General features: G+C 70.3%; 26 protein-coding genes. 6 read left to right on the plus strand and 20 right to left on the minus strand.

From position 1 onward, the window contains the following. Window positions 1–151: 151 nt before the first annotated feature. The 5 genes from BWO91_RS19860 to BWO91_RS00590 all read right to left on the minus strand — a co-directional run bounded on the left by BWO91_RS19860 (window position 152) and on the right by BWO91_RS00590 (window position 4,797). Window positions 152–619, minus strand: coding sequence for a BLUF domain-containing protein (locus tag BWO91_RS19860; protein ID WP_167620410.1), 468 nt, complete (start codon window positions 617–619; stop codon window positions 152–154). Window positions 620–741: 122 nt separating this feature from the next. Next, complete coding sequence (locus BWO91_RS19865; protein WP_167620411.1) at window positions 742–1,293, minus strand: hypothetical protein; 552 nt, start codon at window positions 1,291–1,293, stop codon at window positions 742–744. 36 nt (window positions 1,294–1,329) lie between these two features. Then, on the minus strand, window positions 1,330–3,942 hold the full coding sequence (locus BWO91_RS00580) for an excinuclease ABC subunit UvrA (protein ID WP_079000503.1): 2,613 nt from the start codon (window positions 3,940–3,942) through the stop codon (window positions 1,330–1,332). An 83-nt stretch (window positions 3,943–4,025) separates the two neighbouring features. Further along, entirely contained in the window at window positions 4,026–4,529 is a 504-nt protein-coding gene (locus BWO91_RS00585; protein WP_079000504.1) for a GNAT family N-acetyltransferase, read from the minus strand. After that, on the minus strand, window positions 4,522–4,797 hold the full coding sequence (locus BWO91_RS00590; RefSeq protein ID WP_064293940.1) for a DUF1778 domain-containing protein: 276 nt from the start codon (window positions 4,795–4,797) through the stop codon (window positions 4,522–4,524). The genes BWO91_RS00585 and BWO91_RS00590 overlap by 8 nt, the downstream gene beginning before the upstream one ends. A gap of 65 nt (window positions 4,798–4,862) precedes the next feature. Between BWO91_RS00590 and BWO91_RS00595 the strand changes: the two genes are divergently transcribed. Further along, window positions 4,863–5,429, plus strand: a complete 567-nt coding sequence (locus tag BWO91_RS00595) for a dihydrofolate reductase family protein (protein ID WP_079003777.1) — start codon at window positions 4,863–4,865, stop codon at window positions 5,427–5,429. A 78-nt stretch (window positions 5,430–5,507) separates the two neighbouring features. On the opposite strand, the gene BWO91_RS00600 is transcribed toward BWO91_RS00595, so the two are convergent. From BWO91_RS00600 to BWO91_RS00655, 12 genes are read right to left on the minus strand one after another with little or no spacing between them, the layout of a single operon-like run. Further along, window positions 5,508–5,936 (minus strand): molybdenum cofactor biosynthesis protein MoaE, encoded by a 429-nt coding sequence (locus BWO91_RS00600; protein WP_064293939.1) that lies wholly within the window; start codon window positions 5,934–5,936, stop codon window positions 5,508–5,510. Next, a complete protein-coding gene (gene moaCB / locus BWO91_RS00605; protein WP_079000505.1) occupies window positions 5,929–6,912 on the minus strand; it encodes a bifunctional molybdenum cofactor biosynthesis protein MoaC/MoaB in 984 nt (327 codons plus the stop codon). Before moaCB ends, BWO91_RS00600 begins: the two co-directional genes overlap by 8 nt. Beyond that, on the minus strand, window positions 6,909–8,144 hold the full coding sequence (locus BWO91_RS00610) for a molybdopterin molybdotransferase MoeA (RefSeq protein ID WP_079000506.1): 1,236 nt from the start codon (window positions 8,142–8,144) through the stop codon (window positions 6,909–6,911). The genes moaCB and BWO91_RS00610 overlap by 4 nt, the downstream gene beginning before the upstream one ends. 58 nt (window positions 8,145–8,202) lie before the next feature. Next, complete coding sequence (locus tag BWO91_RS00615) at window positions 8,203–9,342, minus strand: ThiF family adenylyltransferase (protein WP_079000507.1); 1,140 nt, start codon at window positions 9,340–9,342, stop codon at window positions 8,203–8,205. Between the two features lie 37 nt (window positions 9,343–9,379). Next, window positions 9,380–9,757: a VOC family protein gene (locus BWO91_RS00620; RefSeq protein WP_079000508.1), complete on the minus strand. Its 378-nt coding sequence runs from the start codon at window positions 9,755–9,757 to the stop codon at window positions 9,380–9,382. 47 nt (window positions 9,758–9,804) lie between these two features. Next, window positions 9,805–10,398 carry a TetR/AcrR family transcriptional regulator gene (locus BWO91_RS20370; protein WP_071261896.1) on the minus strand — a complete coding sequence of 198 codons (594 nt, stop codon included), beginning with the start codon at window positions 10,396–10,398 and terminating at the stop codon, window positions 9,805–9,807. Next, complete coding sequence (locus BWO91_RS00630; RefSeq protein ID WP_079000510.1) at window positions 10,391–11,227, minus strand: alpha/beta fold hydrolase; 837 nt, start codon at window positions 11,225–11,227, stop codon at window positions 10,391–10,393. Before BWO91_RS00630 ends, BWO91_RS20370 begins: the two co-directional genes overlap by 8 nt. Window positions 11,228–11,281: 54 nt before the next feature. Further along, on the minus strand, window positions 11,282–11,611 hold the full coding sequence (locus BWO91_RS00635; protein ID WP_079000512.1) for a DUF6510 family protein: 330 nt from the start codon (window positions 11,609–11,611) through the stop codon (window positions 11,282–11,284). Further along, window positions 11,611–12,339 (minus strand): ferredoxin reductase, encoded by a 729-nt coding sequence (locus BWO91_RS00640; RefSeq protein ID WP_205847556.1) that lies wholly within the window; start codon window positions 12,337–12,339, stop codon window positions 11,611–11,613. Before BWO91_RS00640 ends, BWO91_RS00635 begins: the two co-directional genes overlap by 1 nt. Next, entirely contained in the window at window positions 12,336–12,929 is a 594-nt protein-coding gene (locus BWO91_RS00645; protein ID WP_079000515.1) for a sulfite oxidase-like oxidoreductase, read from the minus strand. Before BWO91_RS00645 ends, BWO91_RS00640 begins: the two co-directional genes overlap by 4 nt. Window positions 12,930–12,956: 27 nt before the next feature. Further along, the gene (locus tag BWO91_RS00650; RefSeq protein ID WP_079000517.1) at window positions 12,957–14,366 is read right to left on the minus strand and encodes an FAD-dependent oxidoreductase; all 1,410 of its coding nucleotides are present in this window, start codon (window positions 14,364–14,366) and stop codon (window positions 12,957–12,959) included. Window positions 14,367–14,377: 11 nt separating this feature from the next. Then, window positions 14,378–15,136 carry an aquaporin gene (locus BWO91_RS00655; RefSeq protein WP_079000519.1) on the minus strand — a complete coding sequence of 253 codons (759 nt, stop codon included), beginning with the start codon at window positions 15,134–15,136 and terminating at the stop codon, window positions 14,378–14,380. A gap of 48 nt (window positions 15,137–15,184) precedes the next feature. Between BWO91_RS00655 and BWO91_RS00660 the strand changes: the two genes are divergently transcribed. After that, window positions 15,185–15,859, plus strand: coding sequence for a helix-turn-helix domain-containing protein (locus BWO91_RS00660; protein WP_079000521.1), 675 nt, complete (start codon window positions 15,185–15,187; stop codon window positions 15,857–15,859). A gap of 20 nt (window positions 15,860–15,879) precedes the next feature. Continuing rightward, entirely contained in the window at window positions 15,880–16,278 is a 399-nt protein-coding gene (locus BWO91_RS00665) for a low molecular weight phosphatase family protein (RefSeq protein ID WP_079000523.1), read from the plus strand. A 14-nt stretch (window positions 16,279–16,292) separates the two neighbouring features. Here the strand turns inward: BWO91_RS00665 and BWO91_RS00670 are convergent, their stop codons facing one another. Continuing rightward, entirely contained in the window at window positions 16,293–17,615 is a 1,323-nt protein-coding gene (locus tag BWO91_RS00670; RefSeq protein ID WP_079000525.1) for an NAD(P)-binding domain-containing protein, read from the minus strand. Window positions 17,616–17,699: 84 nt separating this feature from the next. Between BWO91_RS00670 and BWO91_RS00675 the strand changes: the two genes are divergently transcribed. Beyond that, window positions 17,700–18,047, plus strand: a complete 348-nt coding sequence (locus BWO91_RS00675; RefSeq protein WP_205847557.1) for an ArsR/SmtB family transcription factor — start codon at window positions 17,700–17,702, stop codon at window positions 18,045–18,047. Window positions 18,048–18,071: 24 nt separating this feature from the next. On the opposite strand, the gene BWO91_RS00680 is transcribed toward BWO91_RS00675, so the two are convergent. Continuing rightward, the gene (locus BWO91_RS00680; RefSeq protein WP_231884265.1) at window positions 18,072–18,767 is read right to left on the minus strand and encodes an HAD hydrolase-like protein; all 696 of its coding nucleotides are present in this window, start codon (window positions 18,765–18,767) and stop codon (window positions 18,072–18,074) included. 100 nt (window positions 18,768–18,867) lie between these two features. On the opposite strand from BWO91_RS00680, the gene BWO91_RS00685 reads away from it, so the two are divergent. Together BWO91_RS00685 and BWO91_RS00690 are read left to right on the plus strand one after the other, a co-directional pair. Next, a complete protein-coding gene (locus tag BWO91_RS00685; RefSeq protein ID WP_167620412.1) occupies window positions 18,868–19,749 on the plus strand; it encodes a sugar phosphate isomerase/epimerase family protein in 882 nt (293 codons plus the stop codon). After that, window positions 19,746–20,798, plus strand: coding sequence for a Gfo/Idh/MocA family protein (locus BWO91_RS00690; RefSeq protein WP_079000529.1), 1,053 nt, complete (start codon window positions 19,746–19,748; stop codon window positions 20,796–20,798). Before BWO91_RS00685 ends, BWO91_RS00690 begins: the two co-directional genes overlap by 4 nt. Window positions 20,799–20,827: 29 nt before the next feature. On the opposite strand, the gene BWO91_RS00695 is transcribed toward BWO91_RS00690, so the two are convergent. Continuing rightward, complete coding sequence (locus BWO91_RS00695) at window positions 20,828–21,976, minus strand: ROK family transcriptional regulator (protein WP_240555617.1); 1,149 nt, start codon at window positions 21,974–21,976, stop codon at window positions 20,828–20,830. Window positions 21,977–22,116 lie beyond the last annotated feature (140 nt).

Genomic DNA, 22,116 nt, shown 5'->3' on the forward strand with positions numbered 1-22,116 from the left:
TGACGCGGGCCGTGCGGGTTTGATCCTCTGCTCGTCGCGTTGATGCACCAGGCCTGTTCCTCGTGGACGGGGTCGTCAGCCGCGACGACGAGCGTCCGCTCGGTGCACGCGTGGACGTCCTACCGCCGTTGAAGCCGTCCGCGTACGCGGTCTACGAGGCCGCCGACGGGTTGCGCTCGGAGAGTGCCCGAGCCGCGCGAAGCTGCAACCAGCGGACCAGGTCCAGGACGCCTCGCGTCCGCGACCCCGCGGGATCGTCGCCGCCGCCGATCGCGTGGAATCCCGGAATCTCGTCGACCGGGTAGTCGTCGAGGCGCTCGCAGCGCATCCGCCAGTCCGGGAACTGGCGGAAGGGCACGGTCTCCTCATTGAGGACGCGCATGTCCGTGTGGCGCGCGTCACGGGAGAGGCCGTCCAGGAGCGCGGAGATGGCGTCGTCGGGTCCTTCGACCACCTGGAAGAAGTCGTCGCCGCGCACGGCGAGCATGCCGGTCAGGCCGGAACGCTCGTTGTTGCCGCGACACTCGACGAGCAGCGCTTCGAGGGATGCCTGCGTCAGCGGGCTCGTCGCCCGGCTCACGTAGGTCACGGACCGGACCGCTGTTTCGGAGTGCACCACGGTTCGCACAGTACACGGTCGATGGGCCGACTTCGTCCCCCCGATCAGGTCTGATCGGGGGATTCCCCTTGCCGGGGGTGTCGGGTCCTGAGCTGACGACGTACAGCGACGGTGGGGTGGGCTCAGCCCGATCGGCGGGCAGCCTGCCAAGCGCGTCGCTCGACCGCCGCCGAGCGGAACATGAGGACGAGCGAGACGATCGCCCCCAGCACGGTCACTACGAACGCGACGAGCGCGAACACCTGCAGCAGCTCGCCGGCCGCCGAGGACCGGCCGACGTAGGGCGGCAGTTCGTCGGACACGGTGTGCCCGATGCCGAAACCGGCGAAGAACATGGCTGGGAGTCCGAGCCAGACGAGCAACGATCCGAGCGTCGCCATGTGGACCCAGTGCGACCCGAGCCGGCCGCGCCAGCCGAGGTGGGCGAACGCCGTGATGGCCGCGAGTCCGAGGAGGAACGCGACGGCGACGCTGACCAGTCTCATCGCCAGCGCGTCCGGGGTGAAGACGCCGTAGATCGTCTCGAGGTCGTACGCGCCGTCCGTCATCGCGATGGGTGCCCAGACGAGTTCCTCGATGGGGGCGAACACCAGCATGGCCGCCGCGGCGAGTGCGCAGACGATGACGGCGATGCGACGGGAGCGGAGGTCACGGCGCGGATCGTGGACGGACACGCCCTCCACGATAGGTGCTCGGCCCCGGAGACGGGTTCACCCCGCGGCGTCGGCCGCCGATGCCGCGGGTGCCGCACCGAGCAGTGCCAGTCGCTTCGCCAGGTAGGGCGCGGTGCGGCTGTCGGGGTTTGCGGCGACGGCGTCCGGGGTGCCCGCGGCCACGATGCGTCCACCAGCGTCGCCACCGGACGGTCCGAGGTCGATCACCCAGTCGGCCGCCGCGACGACGTCCATCTCGTGCTCGACCACGACGACGGTGTCGCCGGAGTCGACGAGCGCGTTCAACTGCGCCAGGAGACGACGGACGTCGGCCGGATGGAGGCCGGTCGTCGGCTCGTCGAGGAGGTACAGGGTGTGACCGCGTCGCACCCGCTGGAGTTCCGTCGCGAGCTTGATGCGCTGCGCCTCGCCACCCGACAGTTCGGTGGCCGGCTGGCCGAGCCGCAGGTATCCCAGGCCGACTTCGAGCAGGGTGCGGAGGCTGCGTGCTGCCGCCGGGACGGCCGCGAGGAACTCGGCCGCCTGCTCGACGGTGAGTGCGAGGACGTCTGCGATCGACTTCCCGTCGTAGGTGACCTCGAGGGTCTCGGCGTTGTACCGGGCGCCGTTGCAGGTCGGGCACTTCCCGTAGCTGCCCGGGAGGAACAGCAGTTCGACCGACACGAAGCCCTCACCGAGGCAGGTCTCGCAGCGACCTCCCGCGACGTTGAACGAGAACCGGCCGGCCGTGTACCCGCGCTCGCGGGCGAGGTCCGTGGCGGCGAACGCGGTGCGGACGGCGTCGAACAGCCCGGTGTAGGTCGCGAGGTTCGACCGCGGCGTTCGACCGATGGGCTTCTGGTCGACCCGGACGAGGCGGTCCACGTGCTCGAGGCCTCGCACCCGACGGACGGTGAGCGTGTCGGCGTGTCCGTCCGGCACCGTCGCCTCCGCCAGGCCGGAACCCTCGGTCGCATCGGTCTCGGTGGGCACCTCGTCGTCATCGTCCGCGGTGTCGTCCGTCGTCCGGCCGTCTGCCCGCAGGTGATCGCGCACGACGTCGCGGAGGACGCGGCTCACGAGGGTCGATTTGCCGGAACCCGAGACACCGGTGACGGCGACGAAGGTCCCGAGGGGGATCGAGGCGTCGACGCCGGCGAGGTTGTGGAGCGTGATGCCCTCCACCTCGAGCCAGTCGCGCGCCTCACGGAGTGCTCGTCGCGCGGGAGCCTGACCGTGCTGTTCGTGGAACAGGAACGGGCGGGTCGCCGAGGCCTCGACCTCGGCGAGACCCTCGACGGCCCCGCTGTAGAGCACGTCGCCGCCACCCTCGCCTGCGCCGGGGCCGACGTCGACGATCCAGTCCGCGTTCCGGACGACGTCCATGTTGTGCTCGACGACGTAGACCGAGTTGCCCGAGCGCTTCAGCTGCTCCAGCACCTCGAGGAGGGGCTCCGCATCGGCCGGGTGCAGACCCGCTGACGGTTCGTCGAGGACGTAGACCACGCCGAAGAGCCCGGAGCGCAGCTGGGTCGCGAGCCGGAGCCGTTGCATCTCGCCGGGGGAGAGCGTCGTCGTCACGCGCCCGAGCCCGAGGTAGCCGAGTCCGAGGTCGGTGAGCACGCGGATGCGCGCGAGGAGATCGGTCGTGATGGCGACGGCGACGTCGGTGCGCTCGCCGGAGAGCGTGGTCGGGAGCGCGGGCGCCGCGTCCTTCAGCTCAGTGGTGGGGCGGATGACCTCGGCGAGCTCCGTCATCGGCAGGGCGTTGAGCTCCGCGATCGTGCGGCCGGCGAAGGTGACCGCGAGCGCCTCGCGGCGGAGTCCCGTGCCGTGGCAGAGCGGGCACGGACCCGAGCGCACGAACTGCAGCACCTTGTTCCGCATCATCTGGCTCTTCGAGTCGGAGAGGGTGTGGAAGACGTACTGCTTGGCGCTCCAGAACATCCCGTTGTACGGCTTGGCGACGCGGTCTCGTTGCGGCGTGATCTGCACGACCGGCTGCTCCTCGGTGAAGAGGATCCAGTCACGGTCCTCCTGGTCGAGCTCCCGCCAGGGGCGGTCGACGTCGTATCCGAGGGCGATGGTGATGTCGCGGAGGTTCTTCGCCTGCCAGGCTCCCGGCCAGGCGGCGATCGCTCCCTCACGGATGCTCAGCGACGGGTCGGGCACGAGGGACTCCTCGGTGACCGTGTGCGCGACGCCGATGCCGTGGCACTCCGGGCAAGCGCCGACAGCGGTGTTGGGCGAGAAGGCGTCGGAGTCGAGTCGGGTCGTGAACCCCTCCGGGAACGTGCCGGCGCGCGAGAAGAGCATGCGGAGCGAGTTCGAGAGGGTCGTCACCGTGCCGACGCTGGAGCGCGAGCTGGGGGCGCCGCGTCGCTGCTGCAGGGCGACCGCCGGTGGCAGGCCGGAGATCGAGTCGACGTGCGGGTCGTGACCCTGCTGGATCAGTCGCCTGGCGTATGGGGCGACGGACTCGAGGTACCGCCGCTGCGCCTCGGTGAAGATGGTGCCGAACGCGAGCGACGACTTGCCCGAGCCGGAGACCCCGGTGAAGGCGACGATCGCATCACGCGGCACGTCGACGTCCACGTTGCGGAGGTTGTTCTCGTTGGCTCCCCGGACGCGGACGAACGGGTCGGATGCTTCGGGGGCGTTTTCGGGCATCAGATCACCCTACGTCGCTCGCTGCCGTGATGCGGAGTGGTTGACGCGCCCCCGCAGGTGTGCGGGCGGCGATCGACGTGCACTCAGCCGACCAGGGTCGCGCGTGCGTCGGAGACCAATAGGTACAGGGCGCGACTCGAGCCAGGAAATCGTTCGAAGCCGAATCGCTCGTAGAACGGGATGACGTCGTCGGTCAGGGCGTGGACCAGGATCGCTCGCATCCCGATGATCTCCGCCGCGCTGATCGCTTGAAGGACGGCATGCTGCAGGAGGGCGGTTCCAAGGCCGAGGCCGGTGAACGCCTGATCGATGGCGAGCCGGCCGATCAGGACGACGGGAATCGGATCGGGTGCCCGGTGCGCGAGCCGCTGCGGCGCATCTTCTCGAACGAGCGAACTCGCCGAGAGGCAGTAGTAACCCGCGACGCGACCCTCGGTCGTCACCGAGACCATCGTCTTCGACCCACCGCTGCGGTCGTTGTTCCGTGCGTATCCACGGAGCCAGCTGTCGAGGACGTCGACGCCGCAGCGGAAGTCGGAGAGGACGTCTCCAGTAGCGAGCGGCCGGGGAGTCCGGAAGTCAGTCAACGAAGATCGTGGGTCGGTTCAGGAGGTCGCGGAGTCCGTCGATCGAACGCGCTGGGCGTTCCAGGATCGCTTCGAACTGTTCGAAGGCGGCCGCGTCCACGCGGATGTCGCGCTCACGGCGGATGACATCAGCCGCCCGTTCCGTAGCGGCGGACGTGGTGAAATCGGTGATGGACCGACCTTCGATCGCGGCGGCGGCGGCGATCGCGTCCTTCTGTGCGCTGGTGACGCGGACCTCGATGCGCTTGTCTTTCAGTGGAGATGCCATGCCGTCATTGTACGGCAATCTTCCGTACGGAGTCGATGTCGGAGGTCCGAGGCAGGATCGTCCTCATGACTCGCGAACGTTCCTGGCATGGCTGTGTCTTCATCGGGGTGAGCCTCGACGGGTTCATCGCGGGGCCCGACGGCGACCTCGGCTGGCTCACGGAGCTCGAGCCGCGGGATCATGCCGCGGATGCGCCGGGGAGGCACCCGGCGCTCGACTGGGATTCGTTCTTCCCGACGATCGACACCCTCGTGATGGGACGTACCACCTACGACACTGTGCTCGGCTTCGGCGAGTGGCCGTTCGAGGGCAAGCGGGTCGTCGTGCTGAGCACCACGCTCGAGACCAGGGACGACCGCATCACGGTCGCCGGGTCGCTCGACGAAGCGGCCGCCCTGCTCGACGAGGCCGGGGCCGGCCGCGTCTACGTCGACGGAGGCAGGACCATCCAGGCGTTCCTCGGTGCGGGCCTCGTCGACGAGATCACCGTGTCGGTCGCGCCGGTGCTCATCGGCTCGGGCGCCCGCCTCTTCGGCGACCTCGACGCCGACGTCCGTCTGCGGCTCCGCGGCACCCACGCGACGCCCGAGGACGGGCTCGTGCGCATCACCTACGACGTGCTGCCGCGCTGACAGCTCGCTTCACCTCGAATGGTCGCCCACGCTTCGTGCGTGCGACCACTCGGGGCGAATCGAGGGCGGGCCGATCGTTCACAGACCGACCCACTCCGTCTCGCCGTCGGCCAGGTACTGGCGCTTCCAAATGGGGACGGTGCGCTTGATCTCCTCGACCAGACGCTCGCACGCGGCGAACGCCTCGGCCCGGTGCGCAGCGGCGACGGCGGCCACAAGGGCCAGGTCGCCGACGACGAGCGACCCGACGCGGTGGGCGGCGGCGACCCGGAGGCCGGTCTCCGCGGCGACCGTCCGGCAGCAGTCCTCGAGGAACCGTTGGGCGTCGGGGTGGGCGCGGTAGTCGAGGGCATCGACCGCCTCGCCGTGGTCGTGGTCGCGCACGATCCCTCGGAAGGCCACGAGTGCGCCGTTGGCGGGCGCCGCGACGAAGTCCTCGATCGCGTGCGCGTCGAGGGGCGACTCCGAGATGAGCGCCAGGACCTCGGGGACCGTCGACTCACTCATGCGCGCCACCTCCGGCGATCTGGGCGACGAGGTGATCGAGCAAGCCGTCGAGGACCGCGAGCCCGTCCTTGACGCCGCCGGTCGACCCCGGCAGGTTCACCACGACGGTGCCGCCTGAGACCCCCGCGAGCCCGCGACTGAGCGCCGCGGTCGGGGTCTTGGTCGACCCGAGGGTGCGGATCGCCTCCGAGATGCCGGGCAGTTCGCGGTCGAGGTGGGGCTGCGTCGCCTCCGGGGTGCGATCGCTCGGCGAGAGGCCGGTGCCGCCCGTCGTGATGAGCACCGCGGGCGCGGCGTCCAGGGCTGCCGTGATCGCGAGGTGCACGTCGGCGTCGGACACGACCGTCACCGCATCCACCGCGTAGTCGTGCTCGGACAACCAGGCGGAGATGCGCGGCCCCGTGAGGTCTTCGCGCGTGCCCGCCGCGCCGGCGGTCGACGCGACGATGACGGCCGCGGTTCGCGGGCGGACCGTTCGCACACCAGGTGCTTCGATCGGCTCCGACGCTTCCGGCGTCCAGTTCCCGCGCTTGCCGCCGGACTTCTCGAGCAGCCGGATGTCGCCGAGGACCGAGGCCGGGTCGACGGCCTTGACCATGTCGTGCAGCGTCAGGCCGGCGATCGAAGCGGCCGTCAGGGCCTCCATCTCGACCCCGGTTTGGCCGGTGGTCTTCGCCGTCGCGGTGATGACGATCGAGTCCTCGGTGAAGGCGAAGTCGAGGCTCACCGACGACAGCGCGAGCTGGTGGCACAGCGGGATGAGCTCGCTCGTCCGCTTGGCCGCCGCGATCCCCGCGATGCGCGCGGTCGCGATGACGTCCGCCTTCGGCAGACCGTCCGCCTGGACGAGCGCGATCACGTCCGGGCGGGTGGTGAACGTCGCCGTCGCCGTCGCGACCCGCTTCGTCGTGGCCTTGTCGCCGACATCGACCATGCGTGCGCGGCCGTCGTCGTCGAGGTGTGTGAGCCCGGTCATAGTGCCCATGCTTCCACAGCGTCACCGGCGTCGAGTTCGAGGGTGTCCTCCGGGATCACGATCAGCACGTCGGACGCCGCGAGCCCGGCCACGAGGTGGGAGCCGGGGCCTGCGACCGGTTCGACCCGGCCGTCGTCTCGTCGGCGTCCGCGGAGGAACTGTCGCTTGCCGGGCACCGAGCGCGCGGCCACCGCGAGTTCGGCCGGCACACGCGACGCCTGCGGCAGCCCGGCGACCCGGCGGAGGACCGGAGCGACGAAGACCTCGAACGAGAGCTGGGTGCTCACCGGGTTGCCGGGGAACGCGATGATCGGGACACCCCGGTGGGCACCGAGCGCCTGCGGACCGCCTGGCTGCATCGCGACCGAGCCGATCCAGCCGCCCGATGGCCCGAGGACGTCACGGACGACCTCGTGTTCTCCCATGGAGATCCCGCCTGAGGTGAGGATGAGATCGACCTCGCCGTGGAGGTCGTCGAGCAGCGCGAGCAGGACGTCGGCATCGTCGACGACGCGCGCACGAGCGGCGACCTCGGCCCCGGCTGCGACGACGGCGGCCGCCAGCGCGGTCCCGTTGGAGTCGAAGGTCTGGCCGAGCGTCGGCGTCTCGCCGGGTTCGACGAGTTCGGCACCGGTCGTGACGATCGCGACCCGCACCCGCCGACGCACCTCGACGGTCGTGATCCCGGCCGCAGCCAACACGGCGAGGTGTCGTGAAGCGAGGCGGACGCCGGCCGGCAGCAGCTCCTCACCGGCGCGGACGTCGCTCCCGCGCTCCCGGACGAACAGCCCCACGGGGCGCTCGCCGCCGTTGCGCGGACGACCGAGGACGACGGTCTCGACACCGTGGGAATCCGTCTCGACCTCGCTCTCCTCGACCGGCACGACGACGTCCGCACCCGGCGGAACGACCGCGCCCGTCATGATGCGCACCGAGGTCCCCGGCTCGAGCGGCGCCGGGTCGATCGGGCGCGCGGCGATCTCGCCCATCACCCGCAGTCGCGTCTCATCACCCGAGAGGTCTGCTGCCCGAACCGCGAAACCGTCCATCTGCGAGTTGCGGAACAGTGGCAGGTCGACCGGTGACGGCACCGCCACGGCCGTCACCCGAGCTGCGGCCTCGTCGATCGGCACGTGCTCGGCGCCGGTGTCGGTCACGTCGTCGAGGAGGGCTGCGACGTCGGAGGCGTGTTGCTCGACGGTCTTCCGACTCGTGGGCGCTGGCGTCGTCATGGTGGTTCCCGTCGGAGAGGTCGGTCGGTGGGGCTGCACGGGGTGTTCGGAGCCGCGGTCAGTAGCGGGGGACGGTCGGGTCCACGAGGCGCGACCACGCGTCGATGCCGCCTTCGAGATGGACTGCGGAGTAGCCGCGCTCGAGGAGCAGGCGGAGCGCTGACTCGGACCGGATGCCGTGGTGGCAGTAGACGACCACGGGCGTCTCGGGGTCGAGACCGTGGAGTGTCTCGGGGAGCGAGCCGAGCGGCATCAGCGTCGAACCGGGCAACCGGGCGATCTCCGCCTCCCACGGCTCCCGGACGTCGAGCAGGACGGCCTCGTCGTCGCTCGCCGCCAGCTGTGGCGCGGTGATCGTGCGTCCGGCGTGTCGCGGTTCGTGGGGTGCTGCCGCTGCGGCGCTCGCCGCATCCCCTCCCGGCGTCCGGTGCAGGTGCTCGTCCAGCGACACCTCTCGGGCGCCCGCGGGGTCTCGCTCGTACCGGAGTTCGCGGAACCCGCCGCTCAGTCCGTCGAACATCGTCACACGGCCGAGCGAGAGGGTCCCGACCCCGGTGAGCACCTTGATCGCCTCGGTCGCCATGATGGACCCGATGACCCCGACCGTGGTGGGCAGGACGCCGCCGGCCTCGCAGGAGAGCACCGAACCGTCCGTCGGCGGGTGGGGGAAGAGGTCGCGGTAGCGCGGGCCGCGGGACGACCAGCTGAGCCCGGCCTGCCCGCCGTACTGCGAGACCGCACCCCAGACGAGCGGGACGTCGGCGAGCGTCGCGGCGTCGTCGACCAGATACCGGGTCTCGAAGTTGTCGCTGCCGTCGATGACGAGGTCGATCTCCGCGTCGGCCAGGAGGCCCATGATCTCGCCGGGTCCGAGGCGGAGGCGGTGTCTGAGGATCGTCGCGTCGGTGTTGACGGCGAGGGCGCGGTCGGCGGCGGAGTCGACCTTCGGACGGCCGACGTCCGCGGTGCTGTGGACGGTCTGCCGATGCAGATTGCTGAGCTCGACCGTGTCGTCGTCCACGAGGTGGATCGCGCCTTCGCCGGAACCGACACCGGCAGCGGCCAGCGCCGGGATGACGATGCTGCCGAGGCCACCCGCGCCGACGATCAGTACCCGTGCGTCTGCGAGGCGATGCTGCGCCGCTGGTCCGAACCCGGGGAGGGCGAGCTGCCTGGCGTACCGCGCGGTCGAGGACATGCGCCGATTATCCCACCGGCACCGTGCCCGACGACCCTCAGACCGGCTTGACCGGTGTGCGCAGGAGGCAGAAGGCGTTGCCCTCGGGATCGGCGAGCACGTGCCACGACTCGTCGCCCGTCTGCCCGATGTCCGTCGGGCGTGCACCGAGGGCCAGCAGTCGCTCGAGCTCGGCGTCCTGGTCGCGGTCGGTCGGGCTGACGTCGATGTGGAGCTTCGACTTCGGCTGCGGCGGGTCGTCGCTGCGGCTGAGGATGATCGTCGGCTGCGATCCACCGAAGCCGTCCCGGGCTCCGATCTCCACCCCGTCCTCGTCTCGGTCGAGCACGACGAAGTCGAGGACCTCGCACCAGAAGCGGGCGAGCGCTTCCGGATCGCGGCAGTCCAGGACGAGTTCACTGATGCGACATGACATGACCGCAATGTACCGGCGCGTTCCTCGTGGCGGAAGCCGTTGCGGAGCTATCGACCGTCGGACACGCCACGGTCCGTCTCGGCCCAGTCGGTCAGTGTGATCACGAAGCCACGGACGAGGCGGTCGAAGCTGCGGTCGAGGTCTCGATCGAGGCCGAAGGAGCCGGCCGCCTCGAGCGAGACGAAGCCATGAAGGGTGGACCGGAACGCGCGGATCGCGTCGATGGCGTCGTCGCCGCGAAGTTCATAGGCTGTGAGGACGTCGCTGATGACCTGGATGGCGCCGAGCGATGCCGCCGTGTCCTCCTCGTCCTCCGGCCCGGCGATCCACTGCGCGGCCGTATAGCGTGCCGGGTGCTTCAGGGCCCACTCCCGGTAGGCCCCGGCCATCACCGTGATCGCGTCCGCGCCCGAACGGCCGACGGCCGCGCGCCGTAGGACGTCGCCGAGTTCGCCCTTCGCCTGGAGGGAGATGCTCCGGCGGAGTCCGGCGAGCGAGTCGAGGTGTTTGTAGAGCGAGGGCTGCCGGACGCCGAGCCGTTCGGCGAGGGCGGCGAGGGTCAGCCCCTCGAGCCCCACTTCGTCGGCGAGTTCAGCCGCTTCGTCCACCACGCGCGTGCGGCTGAGTCCCGCCCTAGGCACGGTGCAGCGCCGACTGGAGGAAGCCGAGGACGGCCTGCGAGGTGACCTCGGGCTGTTGGGCCTGCGGGTAGTGGCCGGCGTCCTCGACGAGGACGACCTCCGCCTGCAGGGTGTCGCCGATCCAGCGGGCCTCTGCCGCGGGGTCGGGGAAGTCGGGGTCCTCGGTGCCCATGATCACGAGCGTCGGAGCGCTCACGCCGGGGAGCGCAGCCTCGGCCGGGGCGTGGTCGGTCTGTCTCGTCGTCTGCGAGAAGGCCTTGCCGTAGGCGGGGCGACGCAGGCTCGCGAAGACGGCGGCGAGGTGGTCGTCGAAGTCGACCGGCTTCCGGCCCGCGTTCAACGTGGGGAGGTAGGCCTTCCAGACCCGTGCGACCCACAGCGGAGCCATCATGGCGCGGAACAAGGCGAGCATGAACCCGCTCGCCTTCGGGTTGCGGACGAAGGGCCCGACGAGCACGAGACCGGACACATCGTCGGGGTGCTCGGCGGCGACGATCACGCCCGCGCCGGCAGCGAGGGAGTTGCCGACGATGACGGCCGGGGTGCCCAGTTCGCGGATGAGGGCGTGGACGTCCGAGGCGGTCGCGACATCGCCGTAGGACGAGAACGTCGTGTCGCTGTCGCCGTGACCACGGAGGTCGGTGGAGGCGACGCGGTAGCCGGCCTGGACGAGTGCGGGGGCGAGGAAGCGGTAGGAGGAGCGGAGCTCGCCCATTCCCGGGACGAGGACGACGAGCGGGCCGTCGCCCTGGAGCTCGTAGGCGATCTTGCCCTCGGGACGGTCGAGGTGGCGGGTGGCGGGCCCTGTCGATGCCGGGTTCGTGTTCATGAAGCTAGTGTGCATCGCCTTTTAGCTAATGTCAATAGCTTTGCCGGGCGAGGTTCATTCGCCCATCTTTGGGCGACAGAAGTTCCGTTCGCCCAAGAATGGGCGAACGAGCGTGGGAGAGGCGCGTCGGCCGAGGTCCGTCCACCAGCGGACGCCGTCGAGGGTGACGCGCGTGGTCTCCTCGTGATGGAGGACGACGAGCAGGACGTCGTCGCAGTGTCGACAGCGCACCACCCACGCGTCCGGGGTGCCGAACACCAGCTCCGCGGCGAGGGGCGAGACGTCGCGGCACCCGAGGCACTGTGACATCGTGTCGCTCGGGTCGGTGCCGGTCAGTTCCGACAGGGTGCCGGCGAGGACGTTCCCGTCCAGATGCGAGGTCATCACGAGCCTCCGAACCGCTCGGTCTTGATGCGGGCGGGATCATGGCCGATCGCGACCAGGGTGTCGGCGACCGCCTCGACGAAGCCGGTCGGTCCGCAGACGAACACCGAAGGGGCCTCGCCGCCGGTGACCTCGAGCGCCTGCAGGTCGGTCGCGACCAGACGGCCGGCGGGACGAGCCCAGCCGTCGGGTGCTCGCCGGGTGTAGATCCAGGTGACCTCGACCCCGGTCGCCGCAGCGAGCTCGTCGGCGAAGAAGGCGTCCTGCGGAGAGCGGACCGAGTACACGAGGCGGAACGGCGACGTGCTCCCGGCCGCCTCGTGCGCTCGCACCATTGCCATGAGCGGCACGATGCCGGAACCACCGCCGATCAGGAGGACCGGCTCCGTGTCCTCGGGGCGCCAGACGAACCAGCCGCCCAATGGTCCACGCACCTCGACCTGGTCGCCGACCTCGATCGCGTCGACGAGGAACGGGGAGACCTCTCCGTCGGGGACCCGGTCGACGGCGATCTCGATGCGGTCACCGGCGTCCGCCGAGGCGATCGAATAGGAGCGGACCGCCTGGTAGCCGTCGGGTGCGGTGAGGCGGACGTCGGCGTGCTGCCCGGCGAGGTTCCCGCCCCAGCCGGGGGCGTCGAGGATGAGGCTCCGCCCCGACGGGGTCAGCTGCGTCGCCGCGACCACGGTTGCCGCCTTCCAGACGTCGACATGGCCTGTGCGCCTCACGAGTACCGCTGTTCGAGCCAGGGGTCACCGTAGGCGTGATAGCCGTTCTGCTCCCAGAACCCCGGTTCGTCGTCCTGTTGCATGACGAGGCCGCGGATCCACTTCGCGCTCTTCCAGAAGTAGAGGTGCGGGATGAGGAGCCTCGCCGGCCCGCCGTGCTCCGCGGCGAGCGGCTCGCCGTCGAAGCCGGTGGCGATCCAGGCCTTGCCGTCCAGGAGGTCGTCGAGTGGGACGTTGGTCGTGTAGCCGCCGTAGGCGTGGGCCATCACGAAGTCGTAGCCGCTCTCGACCTCGGCGAAGAGCGTGTCGAGGGAGACGCCCTGCCAGCTCGTGCCGAGCTTCGTCCAGCGCGTCACGCAGTGGATGTCGCGGGTGATGTCGTCCTGCTGGAGTGCCTGCATGGCCGCCCAGTCCCAACGGTGGGTCTCACCCGTCTCCGTCCGGATCTGGAACTCCCACTCATCGGTGTCGATCCGCGGCGTGGGCCCGGCGGACAGGACGGGGAAGTCCTCGGTGAGGAACTGCCCGGGCGGGAGTCGATCGTCCTGCTCCCGTGCCCGTCCTCCGAAACCGCGTGTGAACACCGCCATGTCGACCTCCTCAGGATGGTCATCACCCTAGTGAGCGGGTGTCGGTGAAACCAGACCCTCCTGGGGCCACCCGGGGCGGTCGCGGCTCCAGGCCTGCGTGGCCAGCTGCACGGCATCCCACGGCGAGCCGAGCGGCGGCGTGTAGGAGAGGTCGAGGTCGCTCATCGCGCCGACCGTCATCCCGTGATGGAGTGCGGTGGCATAGGTGTCGACACGTTTCGCGATCTCCGCGCCGCGCGTGCCGACGAGCTGGGCGCCCAGCAGCAGGCCGGAGTCGGTCGCGCCGGTGATCCGGATGCTGATCGGTGTGGCCCCGGGATAGTAGGCCTTGTGGTCATCCGCGATCGCTGTGGAGCTGTACGGTGTGTATCCGGCCGTGGTCGCTTCGTGGTCGCGCAGGCCGGTGCGTGCGGCGACGAGGTCGAACACCTTCACGACCTGGGTGCCGAGGCTTCCCGCGAATCGGGTGTCGCCGCCGATCGCGTTCTCACCCGCGACCCGGCCCTGCTTGTGCGCTGTCGTGCCGAGCGGTAGATACGTGACGCCCAGCATTCGGTGGTGGGTGATGACGCCGTCGCCTGCCGCCCAGACGTGTGGCAGGCCGGTGCGCATCCGCTCGTCGACGACGACCGCACCTGCGGCGCCGGTGGTCGCACCGGCCTCGGTGAGCAGCCCCGTGTTCGGCTGAACACCGGCGACGACGAGTACGAGGTCCGCGCTGCGCTCGAATGCCCGCCCGTCCTGCTGGCCAGTCACCGTGATTCCGCCTCTCGTCGTGCTGATGTGCTCCACGCGGGTGCCGGTCACGACGTCGACGCCGTGCCGCGTGAGTTCGTCGTGGACGAGTGAGCCGAGGTCCGTGTCGAGGGTGGAGAGCACCTCGGGACCGCGCTGCAACTGGGTGACCTCGAGGCCTCGGACGGTGAGCGCTTCGGCCATCTCCAGGCCTACGTAGCCGGCGCCGACGATGATCGCGGTGTCCGGTTGATGTGTATCGAGGTACCGCTCGAGCGCGAAGGTGTCGCCCATCGAGTGCAACAGGTGCACACCGTCCGCCGGTCCGAGTCGGTCGAGGCCGGCGATGCCCGCGGTGGAGGGCGATGCCCCGGTACCGACCATGAGTTCGTCGTAGGGGATCGTCGACTGCGAGCCCCGCTCGTCGCGCACCGTGAGGCGCTGATCGTCGACGTCGATGCCGGTGGCGAGCGTGTTCAGACGCAGCTGCATGCCGGTGGCTTCGAGGTCGGCATGGGTGCGGTGCGCGAGTGACTGCCACGGATCCACTTCGCGCGAGAAGTAGTAGGGGATGCCGCAGATGGAGAAGTTCGGGTAAGCGTCCGCGACGACGACGGTCACGTCGACGGAGGGGTCGAGTTCGCGGGCGCGGAGAGCGGTGGAGATACCGGCGTCACTGCCGCCGACGATTGCGAGATGCATGAGGGTGCCTTTCAGGACTGGGTTGCACGAGGGAGCGGAGCCGGGACGCCGACGGTGCTGCGCGCGGGAGTCGGGTAGAGCACGAGGACCAGGCCGAGCCCGATGGCCGCGCCGAGGACCTGCGCGAGGATGAATGGGCCGACCGAGGCCGGGGCGATGCCGGCGAAGGTGTCGGTGAACATGCGGGCGATCGTCACCGCGGGGTTCGCGAACGACGTCGAGCTGGTGAACCAGTAAGCGGCCCCGATGTACGCACCCACCGCGGCCGCCGTCACCGCACCCTTCCCGGAGCGGGATAGGGCGAAGATCAGCAGAATGAGCCCCGCGGTCGCGACAACCTCACCGAGCAACGTCCCAGCGCTCGCCCGGTCTGTCGTGGAGAACGCTGGTGCGGTGTCGAACATCGCCCCAGCCAGCACCGTGCCAGCGGCCCCGCCGACGATCTGCGCGACCAGGTACGGCAGCAGGTCCAGCGTCGGCAGACCGTGCGCCATGCCGCGATTCACCCACCAGTCCGCGAGCGAGACGACCGGGTTGAAGTGAGCGCCGGAGACCTGGCCGAGGATGAGGATGAGCACGGCGAGCCCGAGCGCGGTCGTCAGGCTGTTCTGCAGCAGCTGCAGCCCGGCGTCATCCGGGGAGAGCCGCTGCGCCATGATCCCGGAGCCGACGACGATCGTCACCAGGAGTCCGGTGCCGATGAACTCGGCCAGCATCCGACGCGACAGATGCGGTCGGATCGGGGTGGGGGCGGGGTTCGGTGGCTTCATGGCGACATCATCTTGACTCACCAAGATACTTCAGTCAATATTGAACCAATGAACATCGAACGAACTGACGTGGTAGAAGCGCGGGCGGCGAAGCATGCCGCGCTGAGCGATCCCACGCGCCTGCAGATGATCGACCTGCTGACCTTGGGCGACCTGTCCCCGACCGAGATCCGGGTCGCGCTCGGAACGCCGGGCAATCTGCTGACCCACCACCTGAACGTGCTGGAACACGTCGGCATGATCACTCGCACGACGTCCGAAGGCGATAAGCGCCGCAGCTACGTCCACCTCGCCCCTGGCTGGTTCGACGGTCTGGTGCCCGGCGCTGCAGGCTCGGCCAGCCGTGTCGTCTTCGTGTGCTCCGCGAACTCCGCACGCTCGCAGCTCGCTGCCGCCCTCTGGGCGCGGCAGAGCAGCATCCCTGTCGCCTCCGGTGGCACTCACCCCGCCGAGCGGATCGCGCCCGGCGCGATCGCCGCCGCCGAACGGCATCAGCTCGCGCTCCCGTCGAGCGCGCCGAGCGCACTCGACGCCGTGCTGGGCGCGGACGATTTCGTCATCACGGTGTGCGACAACGCACACGAGGAGATCGGCGTCGCCGGAGATCTGCACTGGTCGATCCCCGACCCGGTGCGCGTCGGCACCGACGCCGCGTTCGACGCCGCCTACACCGAATTGGAGCGCCGCATCGCGGACTTCGCTCCCCGCCTGCTCGCCGCCTGACCCGAAAGCACCAGCACCCCATGGAAACGACCAAGCCCGTCGTCCTGTTCGTCTGCCAGCACAATGCGGGCCGCTCCCAACTCGGTGCAGCGCTGCTCGAACACGTTGCGAGCGAGCGTTTCACCGCGATCTCAGCCGGCCTCGCTCCGTCACACGCTGTGAACCCCGCCGTCGCCGCAACCGTCGCCGAACTCGGACTCGACATCTCCGACCGTGTGCCGCGCGCCGTCACCCCCACCGACTTGGATCAGGCCGACATCGTGGTGCTCATGAAGCCCGGCCTGGCCCTTCCCGCCAGCCCGCGAGGAGAGGTCTTGGAGTGGTCGTTCCCGAACCCCGATGCCTGGGACGTCGACGCTGTGCGCCCGCTGCGGGAAGCCGTCGCCGAGCGGATTCGCACGAGCCTGCTCACCCGGTAGTGCCCGCAGTGCGGTCAGACGGACGCGGGCGCGCGGCCGATCTGCAGCACCTGCTCCGGTACGGCGCAACAGGAACCACCGGGCGATGCACCGGACGCATCGAACAGGCCGGTCCCGCCACACACACCCGTGTCCGGGAGGACGAGTTCCACCCGTTTGGCCGCAGCGTGGTCCCCTGCCAGGGCGGCGACGACGGAGCGCACCTGCTCGTAGCCGGTCATTGCGAGGAAGGTCGGCGCGCGCCCGTAGGACTTCGCGCCCACGATGTAGAAGTCCGGCTCCGGCTGCGCGAGATCCCGTGCGCCGGTCGCGGCGACCGAGCCACACGAGTGCAGGTTCGGGTCGACCTCGGCCGCGATCCGTGCCGGAGCCTGGAGCGACGGGTCCAGCTCGATCCGCAGTTCTGACAGGAACGACAGATCGGGTCGGAATCCGGTCAGTACGATCACCCGATCAGCGGCGGGCAGCTCGCGGCCGTCCTCCGACACCAGCACGGTCCGGTCTCCGTCGCGAGCCACGCGCTCGACCCGGAACCCCGTGACCAGGTTGACCAGACCGCTGTCGACGAGTTCGCTCGCCGTCACGCCGAGGGCGCCGCGGGCGGGCAGCTCGTCGGCGTCGCCGCCGCCGAAGGTGTTCCCGACCGTGCCCCGGCGCAACACCCAGGTGATCGTGGTGTCCGGATGCCGGCGAGCGACTCGGGCCAATGCGATGACGGCCGTGACGGCTGAGTGTCCGGAGCCGACCACGACGGTGTGCCCGCCCTCGAACCCGGTCTGGTTCCGGAAGTCGGGGATCCGGTAGCTGAGCAGGTCGGACGCCGCCCGCTCTCCCAGCGCCGGCAGGCCGTCGGCGCCGGCAGGGTTCGGTGACGACCAGGTGCCGGAAGCGTCGATGACCGCTCGGGCATCCAAGCGATACTCCGCCCCGTCCGCCGATTCGACATGCACGGTGAACGGTTGTTCCGCGCGCCCAGCGTCCACGAGTCGGTCGCGACCGCGCCGGGACACTCCGACCACACGGGCGTCGAACCGCACGCGCTCGCCCAGGGCCTCGGCGAGTGGAGCGAGATAGGTGTTGATCCACTGGGCTCCGGTCGGGAAGCCCTTCGTCGGGGCCGTCCAACCGGTCGGGGCGAGCAGCCGTGCGGATGCCGCGTCGACCAACTCGGACCAGTCGGAGAACAGCCGCACGTGGCCCCACTCCGATACCGCGGCGGCAGCCGAGGGGCCGGCCTCGAGCACCCGCACCGGAACGTCGCGCTCCACCAGGTGCGCTGCGGCTGCCAAGCCCTGCGGGCCCGCGCCGATCACGATCACGGGCAGCTCGTTCACCATCGCCAACTCCAATCGACAAACATCAATACGCCGAGACTGATCGATACATCGACGAATGTCAATACGACGTGTCAGGATGAGTCCATGCCGATCGAACCGCCGCTCCTGGAAGCCGACGTAGCCGCATGCTGCACTCCCGTCACCGGCGGAGTGCTCGCGCTCGACGAGGCTGAACGGATCGCCCGCACCTTCAAAGCGCTCGGCGACCCGACTCGCGTGCGTCTGCTGTCGCTGATCGCTGCGAGCGAGAGCGGAGAGGCGTGCATCTGCGATCTCACCGAGCCGGTCGGGCTCTCGCAGCCCACGGTCTCGCACCACATGCGGATCCTCGTCGATGCCGGACTCGCCACCCGCGAACAGCGTGGCCGATGGGCGTACTTCCGGGTCATCGCGGACGGGCTCGAACGCGCCTCCCGAGCGATCCGCCCGTGACCGTGTCAGTCGCCGTCCGCCCGCTCAGCCGGTGATGAGGTTCGACAGCGCGTCGATCGAGTGGACGACGGCGAGGGCACCGGTGGCCTCCGCCGGCGAGCCGTAGCCCCACTCGACGAGGATCGTCGGAATTCCGTGCGCCGCTGCGCCCTCGATGTCGTGGAGGCGGTCGCCGACGAGCACGGTGCGGGACGTGTCGACGCCGGCGGCGGTGAGGCGCCGGAGGGCCTCGCCGACGACGTCGGCCTTGCTGCTGCGCACCTCGTCCTCCGAGGCGCCGGTGACGACGGTGAAGTACTGGCTCAGACCGAAGTGGTCGAGGATCGTGTTCGCCTGTGACTCGGGCTTCGAGGTCGCGAGCCCGATCGGGATCCCGGCCTCGGAGATGCGCGCGAGCAACCCGGCGACGCCTGGGAACACCGCGGTGCCGACTTCGGCGCCCTCGATGGCGACCTGGCGGCGGTACTCGGTGAGGGCGAGCTGCGACTGCAGCGGGTCCATGCCCGCGAAGTCGCGGAAGGAGTCGAGCAGCGGCGGCCCGACCCAGCGCAGCAGGGATTCGTCGGACGGGACGGGGGCGCCGACGTTCGCCAGCGTCGCCTTCATGCGGGAGATGATGCCGGGAGCCGAGTCCACGATCGTGCCGTCGAGGTCGAACAGCACGCAGGACCAGCTGCGGTGGAAGGACACGGTCGTACTGGCGAGGTAGAGATCGGTCACACGCCCCATCCTAGGGCGACCCCTCCCGTCAGGCAGGGTTGTCAACCGGTTGCCAGAGTCGTAGGCTGACAGGACCGGCAGCCCGACTGTCTGGTTCCCGATGACGAGAACGAACGCGAAGGCGGAAGCGCACGTGAATGCACAACACCCGGTGAGCTGGACCCTGTCGGGCTTCGGCGACGAGATCGACGCCGACCCGACGACGCAGATCGCCGTGCTCGAAGCGCTCGGTGCATCGCACATCGAGGTCCGGAGCGCGTGGGGCGTCAACATCATCGACCTCGACGCCGACCAGCTCGCGCGACTCGGTGCGCAGCTGGAGCGGTCGGGCATGGGTGTGTCCGCCATCGGCTCACCGATCGGCAAGGTCGACGTGGCCCTCGACGCCGAGCTGGAGGTCGCCCGCCTCTCGCGAGCGATCGCCGCTGCACACGCCCTCGGGACCCCGAACATCCGCATCTTCTCGTTCTTCCGCGGCGAGGGCGTCCCGGTGGAGAGCACCCGCGACGACGTCCTGGTCCGCATGCGCCTGCTCGCCGACCTGGCCGAGCGTGAGGGGGTCGTGCTGCTGCACGAGAACGAGAAGGACATCTACGGCGACGTCCCGGAGCGCATCCTCGACCTCGTCGAGTCGGTCGGATCACCGGCACTCCGTCTCGCCTGGGACAACGCGAACTTCGTCCAGGTGGGCGTCGCTCCGTTCGACGACGGCTACGCGATGCTGCGCCCCTACCTCGACTACCTGCAGGTCAAGGACGCGGTCGCCGCGAGCGGCCAGGTCGTGCCGTCCGGCGATGGTGACGGGCAACTGCGTGAGACGCTCACGGCGTTGCGCGACGACGGCTACACCGGTTTCGCCTCGCTCGAGCCGCACCTCGCCGACACCCACGCGCTCGGCGGCTTCTCCGGTCCCGCCTCGTTCGGCGTCGCCGCCCGGGCCTTCCGGAGGCTCACCGACGAGCTGGGGATCGAGCTGCGATGAGCCGCGGGCCAGCACCCGTCCTCCGCCGCGTCGCCGTGATCGGGTGCGGTGACATCGCAGCCCTCCACCTCGCGGCGATCGGAACGGTTCCCGGCGCGCAGCTCGTGGCGGTGTGCGACGTCGACACCGGCCGGCTCGATGCGGCGATGGCTACGACGGGTGTCCCGGGCTTCACCGACCTCGATCGACTGTTCGACGAGGCGCGACCCGACGTCGTGCACATCTGCACCCCGCACCACTTGCACGCCGACCAGGCGATCCGAGCGCTCGAGCGCGGGATCAGCGTCATCCTCGAGAAGCCCCTCGCCCACACGCGCGAGGAGGCCGAACGGCTCCTGGCCGCTGCGGAGCACAGTCGCGCGAAGATCGCGGTGTGCTTCCAGAACCGCTACAACCAGCCGGCGGAACGCGCCAAGGAACTCCTCGACTCGGGTGAGCTCGGCGCAGTGCTCGGCGCCTCGGCGGTCGTGCCGTGGCATCGGACGGCGGCCTACTACGAGGATCGCCCTTGGCGTGGTCGCTGGGCGACCGGCGGCGGCGGTCTCCTCATGAACCAGGCGATCCACACGATCGACCTCGTGCAGTGGTTGGTCGGCGACCCGGTCGAGGCGACGGGATCGATCGCCACCCGCGCGCTCGCCGAGGTGATCGAGGTCGAGGACACGGCCGAGCTCCGCATCGTGCACGCGGGAGGCGCGACGAGCACGGTCTACGCGACGGTCGCCGGGGTCGCGAACCTGCCCGTGACGATCGACGTCGTCTGCGAGCGGGGCACGCTGAGCCTCGGCGCCGAACTCACTGCCCGCTTCGCCGACGGGCGCGTCGAGACCACGGTCGAGCGCGTGACGGCCAGCGGAGCGCGTGCCTACTGGGGCGTCTCCCATGAACGGCTGATCCAGGACTTCTACGCGGGGCTCGACGAGCCGGGCGCCTTCTGGCTCCACCCCGCAGAAGCGCGGAAGGCGTTCGATGTGATCCAGGACGTCTACGACGCGGCGATCCCCGAGCGACGGTCGCCGGTCCTCGCCGCGCAGCCCGGCGGTCGCTGAGCCACGATCGGTCGTGGGTCAGCGACGGCTCAGGGCGCCGCGTCCCGCTTGACGAGCAGCAGCGCTCCCGCCGGGTCGGGGAACCGCTCCACATCTCGGACGGCCGTCTGCAGGACGGTGTCGAGGTGCTGGGACGCCAGGCTGACGCCACCCATCGCCACCGCCTCCGAACCGAGCGAGGAGACGACCACGTCCGGTGGCAGCGGGCAGATCCCGCCGAGGGTGCGGATGAAGCGCGGCAGGAAGACGTCCGCGCCCGGAGCGCTGCCGCCTCCGACAACGAGGAGTTCCGGATCGAGCGCCAGGATCATGGCCGCCGCGCCGGTGGCCAGGTCGTCCGCGAACTCCTCCATCGCCGTCAGGGCGATCCGATCACCGGCGCGAGCCGCCTCGAAGATCGCTTCGCGGGACGGCCGTGGTGAACCGAGGACCGACTCGCCGTACCGCTCGTTCAAGCGGGACCACCGGAGTTCGGGCATCTCGCCGACGATCCCTGCCGCACCGTGCACGCCGCGATGCACCTTCCCGTCGACGATGGAGGCCGCGCTGGTGCGCACGCCGCAGAGGAGGTAGACGACGTCGCGGTGGCCCTGTGCTGCGCCGACGGTCAGTTCCGCGCGGGCGCCGAGCGCGACGTCGCCCTCCACCAGGACGGCACCGTCGAACTCCTGCTCGAACCGCTCGCGCAGGTTCAGTCCGACCCAGTCCGGCAGCCCCGTTCCGCCGAAGTGCAGCACCTCGCCGTCTCGGCCGATCGCACCCGGGGAGCCCACGGCGACGATCCACACCGACCCGCGGGTGAGGCCGAGGGTGCTGAGCACCGCATCGCCGGTCGCCAGCGCCAGGGTGATGCGCTCGGTCGCGCCCGTGTCCTCGGGCAGGCGAGCCGTGCGCTGGCCCAGGACGGCACCGGCGAGGTCCGTCACGACGGCGTGGATGTGGTTCGCGCCGATGTCGAGTGACAGGAGGTGGCCGAGTCCGGCCCGCACGCTGAAGGCGGTGGCCGGTCGGCCGATCCGGGACGCCGAGGCGCGTTGGACGGATTCGAGCCAGCCCATCTCGACGAGGTCCGTCACGATCGCGTCGATGGCCGTCCGAGACAGCCCGGACGCGTTCGCCAACTCCCGCAGGGTGAGTGGCTCCGGGAGCAGGGCGCGCAGCACACCGAGCGAGTTCATCCTCCGGAGCAACGATCGACTGCCCATCGATCCGCCGGAGGGCTCCACCATCGCCTCTCGAGGCATCCGCCATTCCCCCCTTGCGACTTTTCACGGCACGTTGCAGTATTAACTCCGCCTCCTCGACTCTACCCGCGGCA

It is taken from the genome of Plantibacter flavus, from assembly GCF_002024505.1.
Lineage (GTDB): Bacteria > Actinomycetota > Actinomycetes > Actinomycetales > Microbacteriaceae > Plantibacter > Plantibacter flavus_A.

What these genes read in the sequence shown, in the direction of transcription:
- BWO91_RS00580 (WP_079000503.1), bottom strand. Translation starts at nt 3,942, where the DNA reads ATGCCCGAAAACGCCCCCGAAGCATCCGACCCGTTCGTCCGCGTCCGG.
- BWO91_RS00590 (WP_064293940.1), bottom strand. Translation starts at nt 4,797, where the DNA reads ATGGCATCTCCACTGAAAGACAAGCGCATCGAGGTCCGCGTCACCAGC.
- BWO91_RS00595 (WP_079003777.1), top strand. Translation starts at nt 4,863, where the DNA reads ATGACTCGCGAACGTTCCTGGCATGGCTGTGTCTTCATCGGGGTGAGC.
- BWO91_RS00600 (WP_064293939.1), bottom strand. Translation starts at nt 5,936, where the DNA reads ATGAGTGAGTCGACGGTCCCCGAGGTCCTGGCGCTCATCTCGGAGTCG.
- moaCB (WP_079000505.1), bottom strand. Translation starts at nt 6,912, where the DNA reads ATGACCGGGCTCACACACCTCGACGACGACGGCCGCGCACGCATGGTC.
- BWO91_RS00610 (WP_079000506.1), bottom strand. Translation starts at nt 8,144, where the DNA reads ATGACGACGCCAGCGCCCACGAGTCGGAAGACCGTCGAGCAACACGCC.
- BWO91_RS00615 (WP_079000507.1), bottom strand. Translation starts at nt 9,342, where the DNA reads ATGTCCTCGACCGCGCGGTACGCCAGGCAGCTCGCCCTCCCCGGGTTC.
- BWO91_RS00620 (WP_079000508.1), bottom strand. Translation starts at nt 9,757, where the DNA reads ATGTCATGTCGCATCAGTGAACTCGTCCTGGACTGCCGCGATCCGGAA.
- BWO91_RS00630 (WP_079000510.1), bottom strand. Translation starts at nt 11,227, where the DNA reads ATGAACACGAACCCGGCATCGACAGGGCCCGCCACCCGCCACCTCGAC.
- BWO91_RS00635 (WP_079000512.1), bottom strand. Translation starts at nt 11,611, where the DNA reads ATGACCTCGCATCTGGACGGGAACGTCCTCGCCGGCACCCTGTCGGAA.
- BWO91_RS00645 (WP_079000515.1), bottom strand. Translation starts at nt 12,929, where the DNA reads ATGGCGGTGTTCACACGCGGTTTCGGAGGACGGGCACGGGAGCAGGAC.
- BWO91_RS00650 (WP_079000517.1), bottom strand. Translation starts at nt 14,366, where the DNA reads ATGCATCTCGCAATCGTCGGCGGCAGTGACGCCGGTATCTCCACCGCT.
- BWO91_RS00655 (WP_079000519.1), bottom strand. Translation starts at nt 15,136, where the DNA reads ATGAAGCCACCGAACCCCGCCCCCACCCCGATCCGACCGCATCTGTCG.
- BWO91_RS00660 (WP_079000521.1), top strand. Translation starts at nt 15,185, where the DNA reads ATGAACATCGAACGAACTGACGTGGTAGAAGCGCGGGCGGCGAAGCAT.
- BWO91_RS00665 (WP_079000523.1), top strand. Translation starts at nt 15,880, where the DNA reads ATGGAAACGACCAAGCCCGTCGTCCTGTTCGTCTGCCAGCACAATGCG.
- BWO91_RS00670 (WP_079000525.1), bottom strand. Translation starts at nt 17,615, where the DNA reads ATGGTGAACGAGCTGCCCGTGATCGTGATCGGCGCGGGCCCGCAGGGC.
- BWO91_RS00675 (WP_205847557.1), top strand. Translation starts at nt 17,700, where the DNA reads ATGCCGATCGAACCGCCGCTCCTGGAAGCCGACGTAGCCGCATGCTGC.
- BWO91_RS00685 (WP_167620412.1), top strand. Translation starts at nt 18,868, where the DNA reads ATGACGAGAACGAACGCGAAGGCGGAAGCGCACGTGAATGCACAACAC.
- BWO91_RS00690 (WP_079000529.1), top strand. Translation starts at nt 19,746, where the DNA reads ATGAGCCGCGGGCCAGCACCCGTCCTCCGCCGCGTCGCCGTGATCGGG.
- BWO91_RS00695 (WP_240555617.1), bottom strand. Translation starts at nt 21,976, where the DNA reads ATGAACTCGCTCGGTGTGCTGCGCGCCCTGCTCCCGGAGCCACTCACC.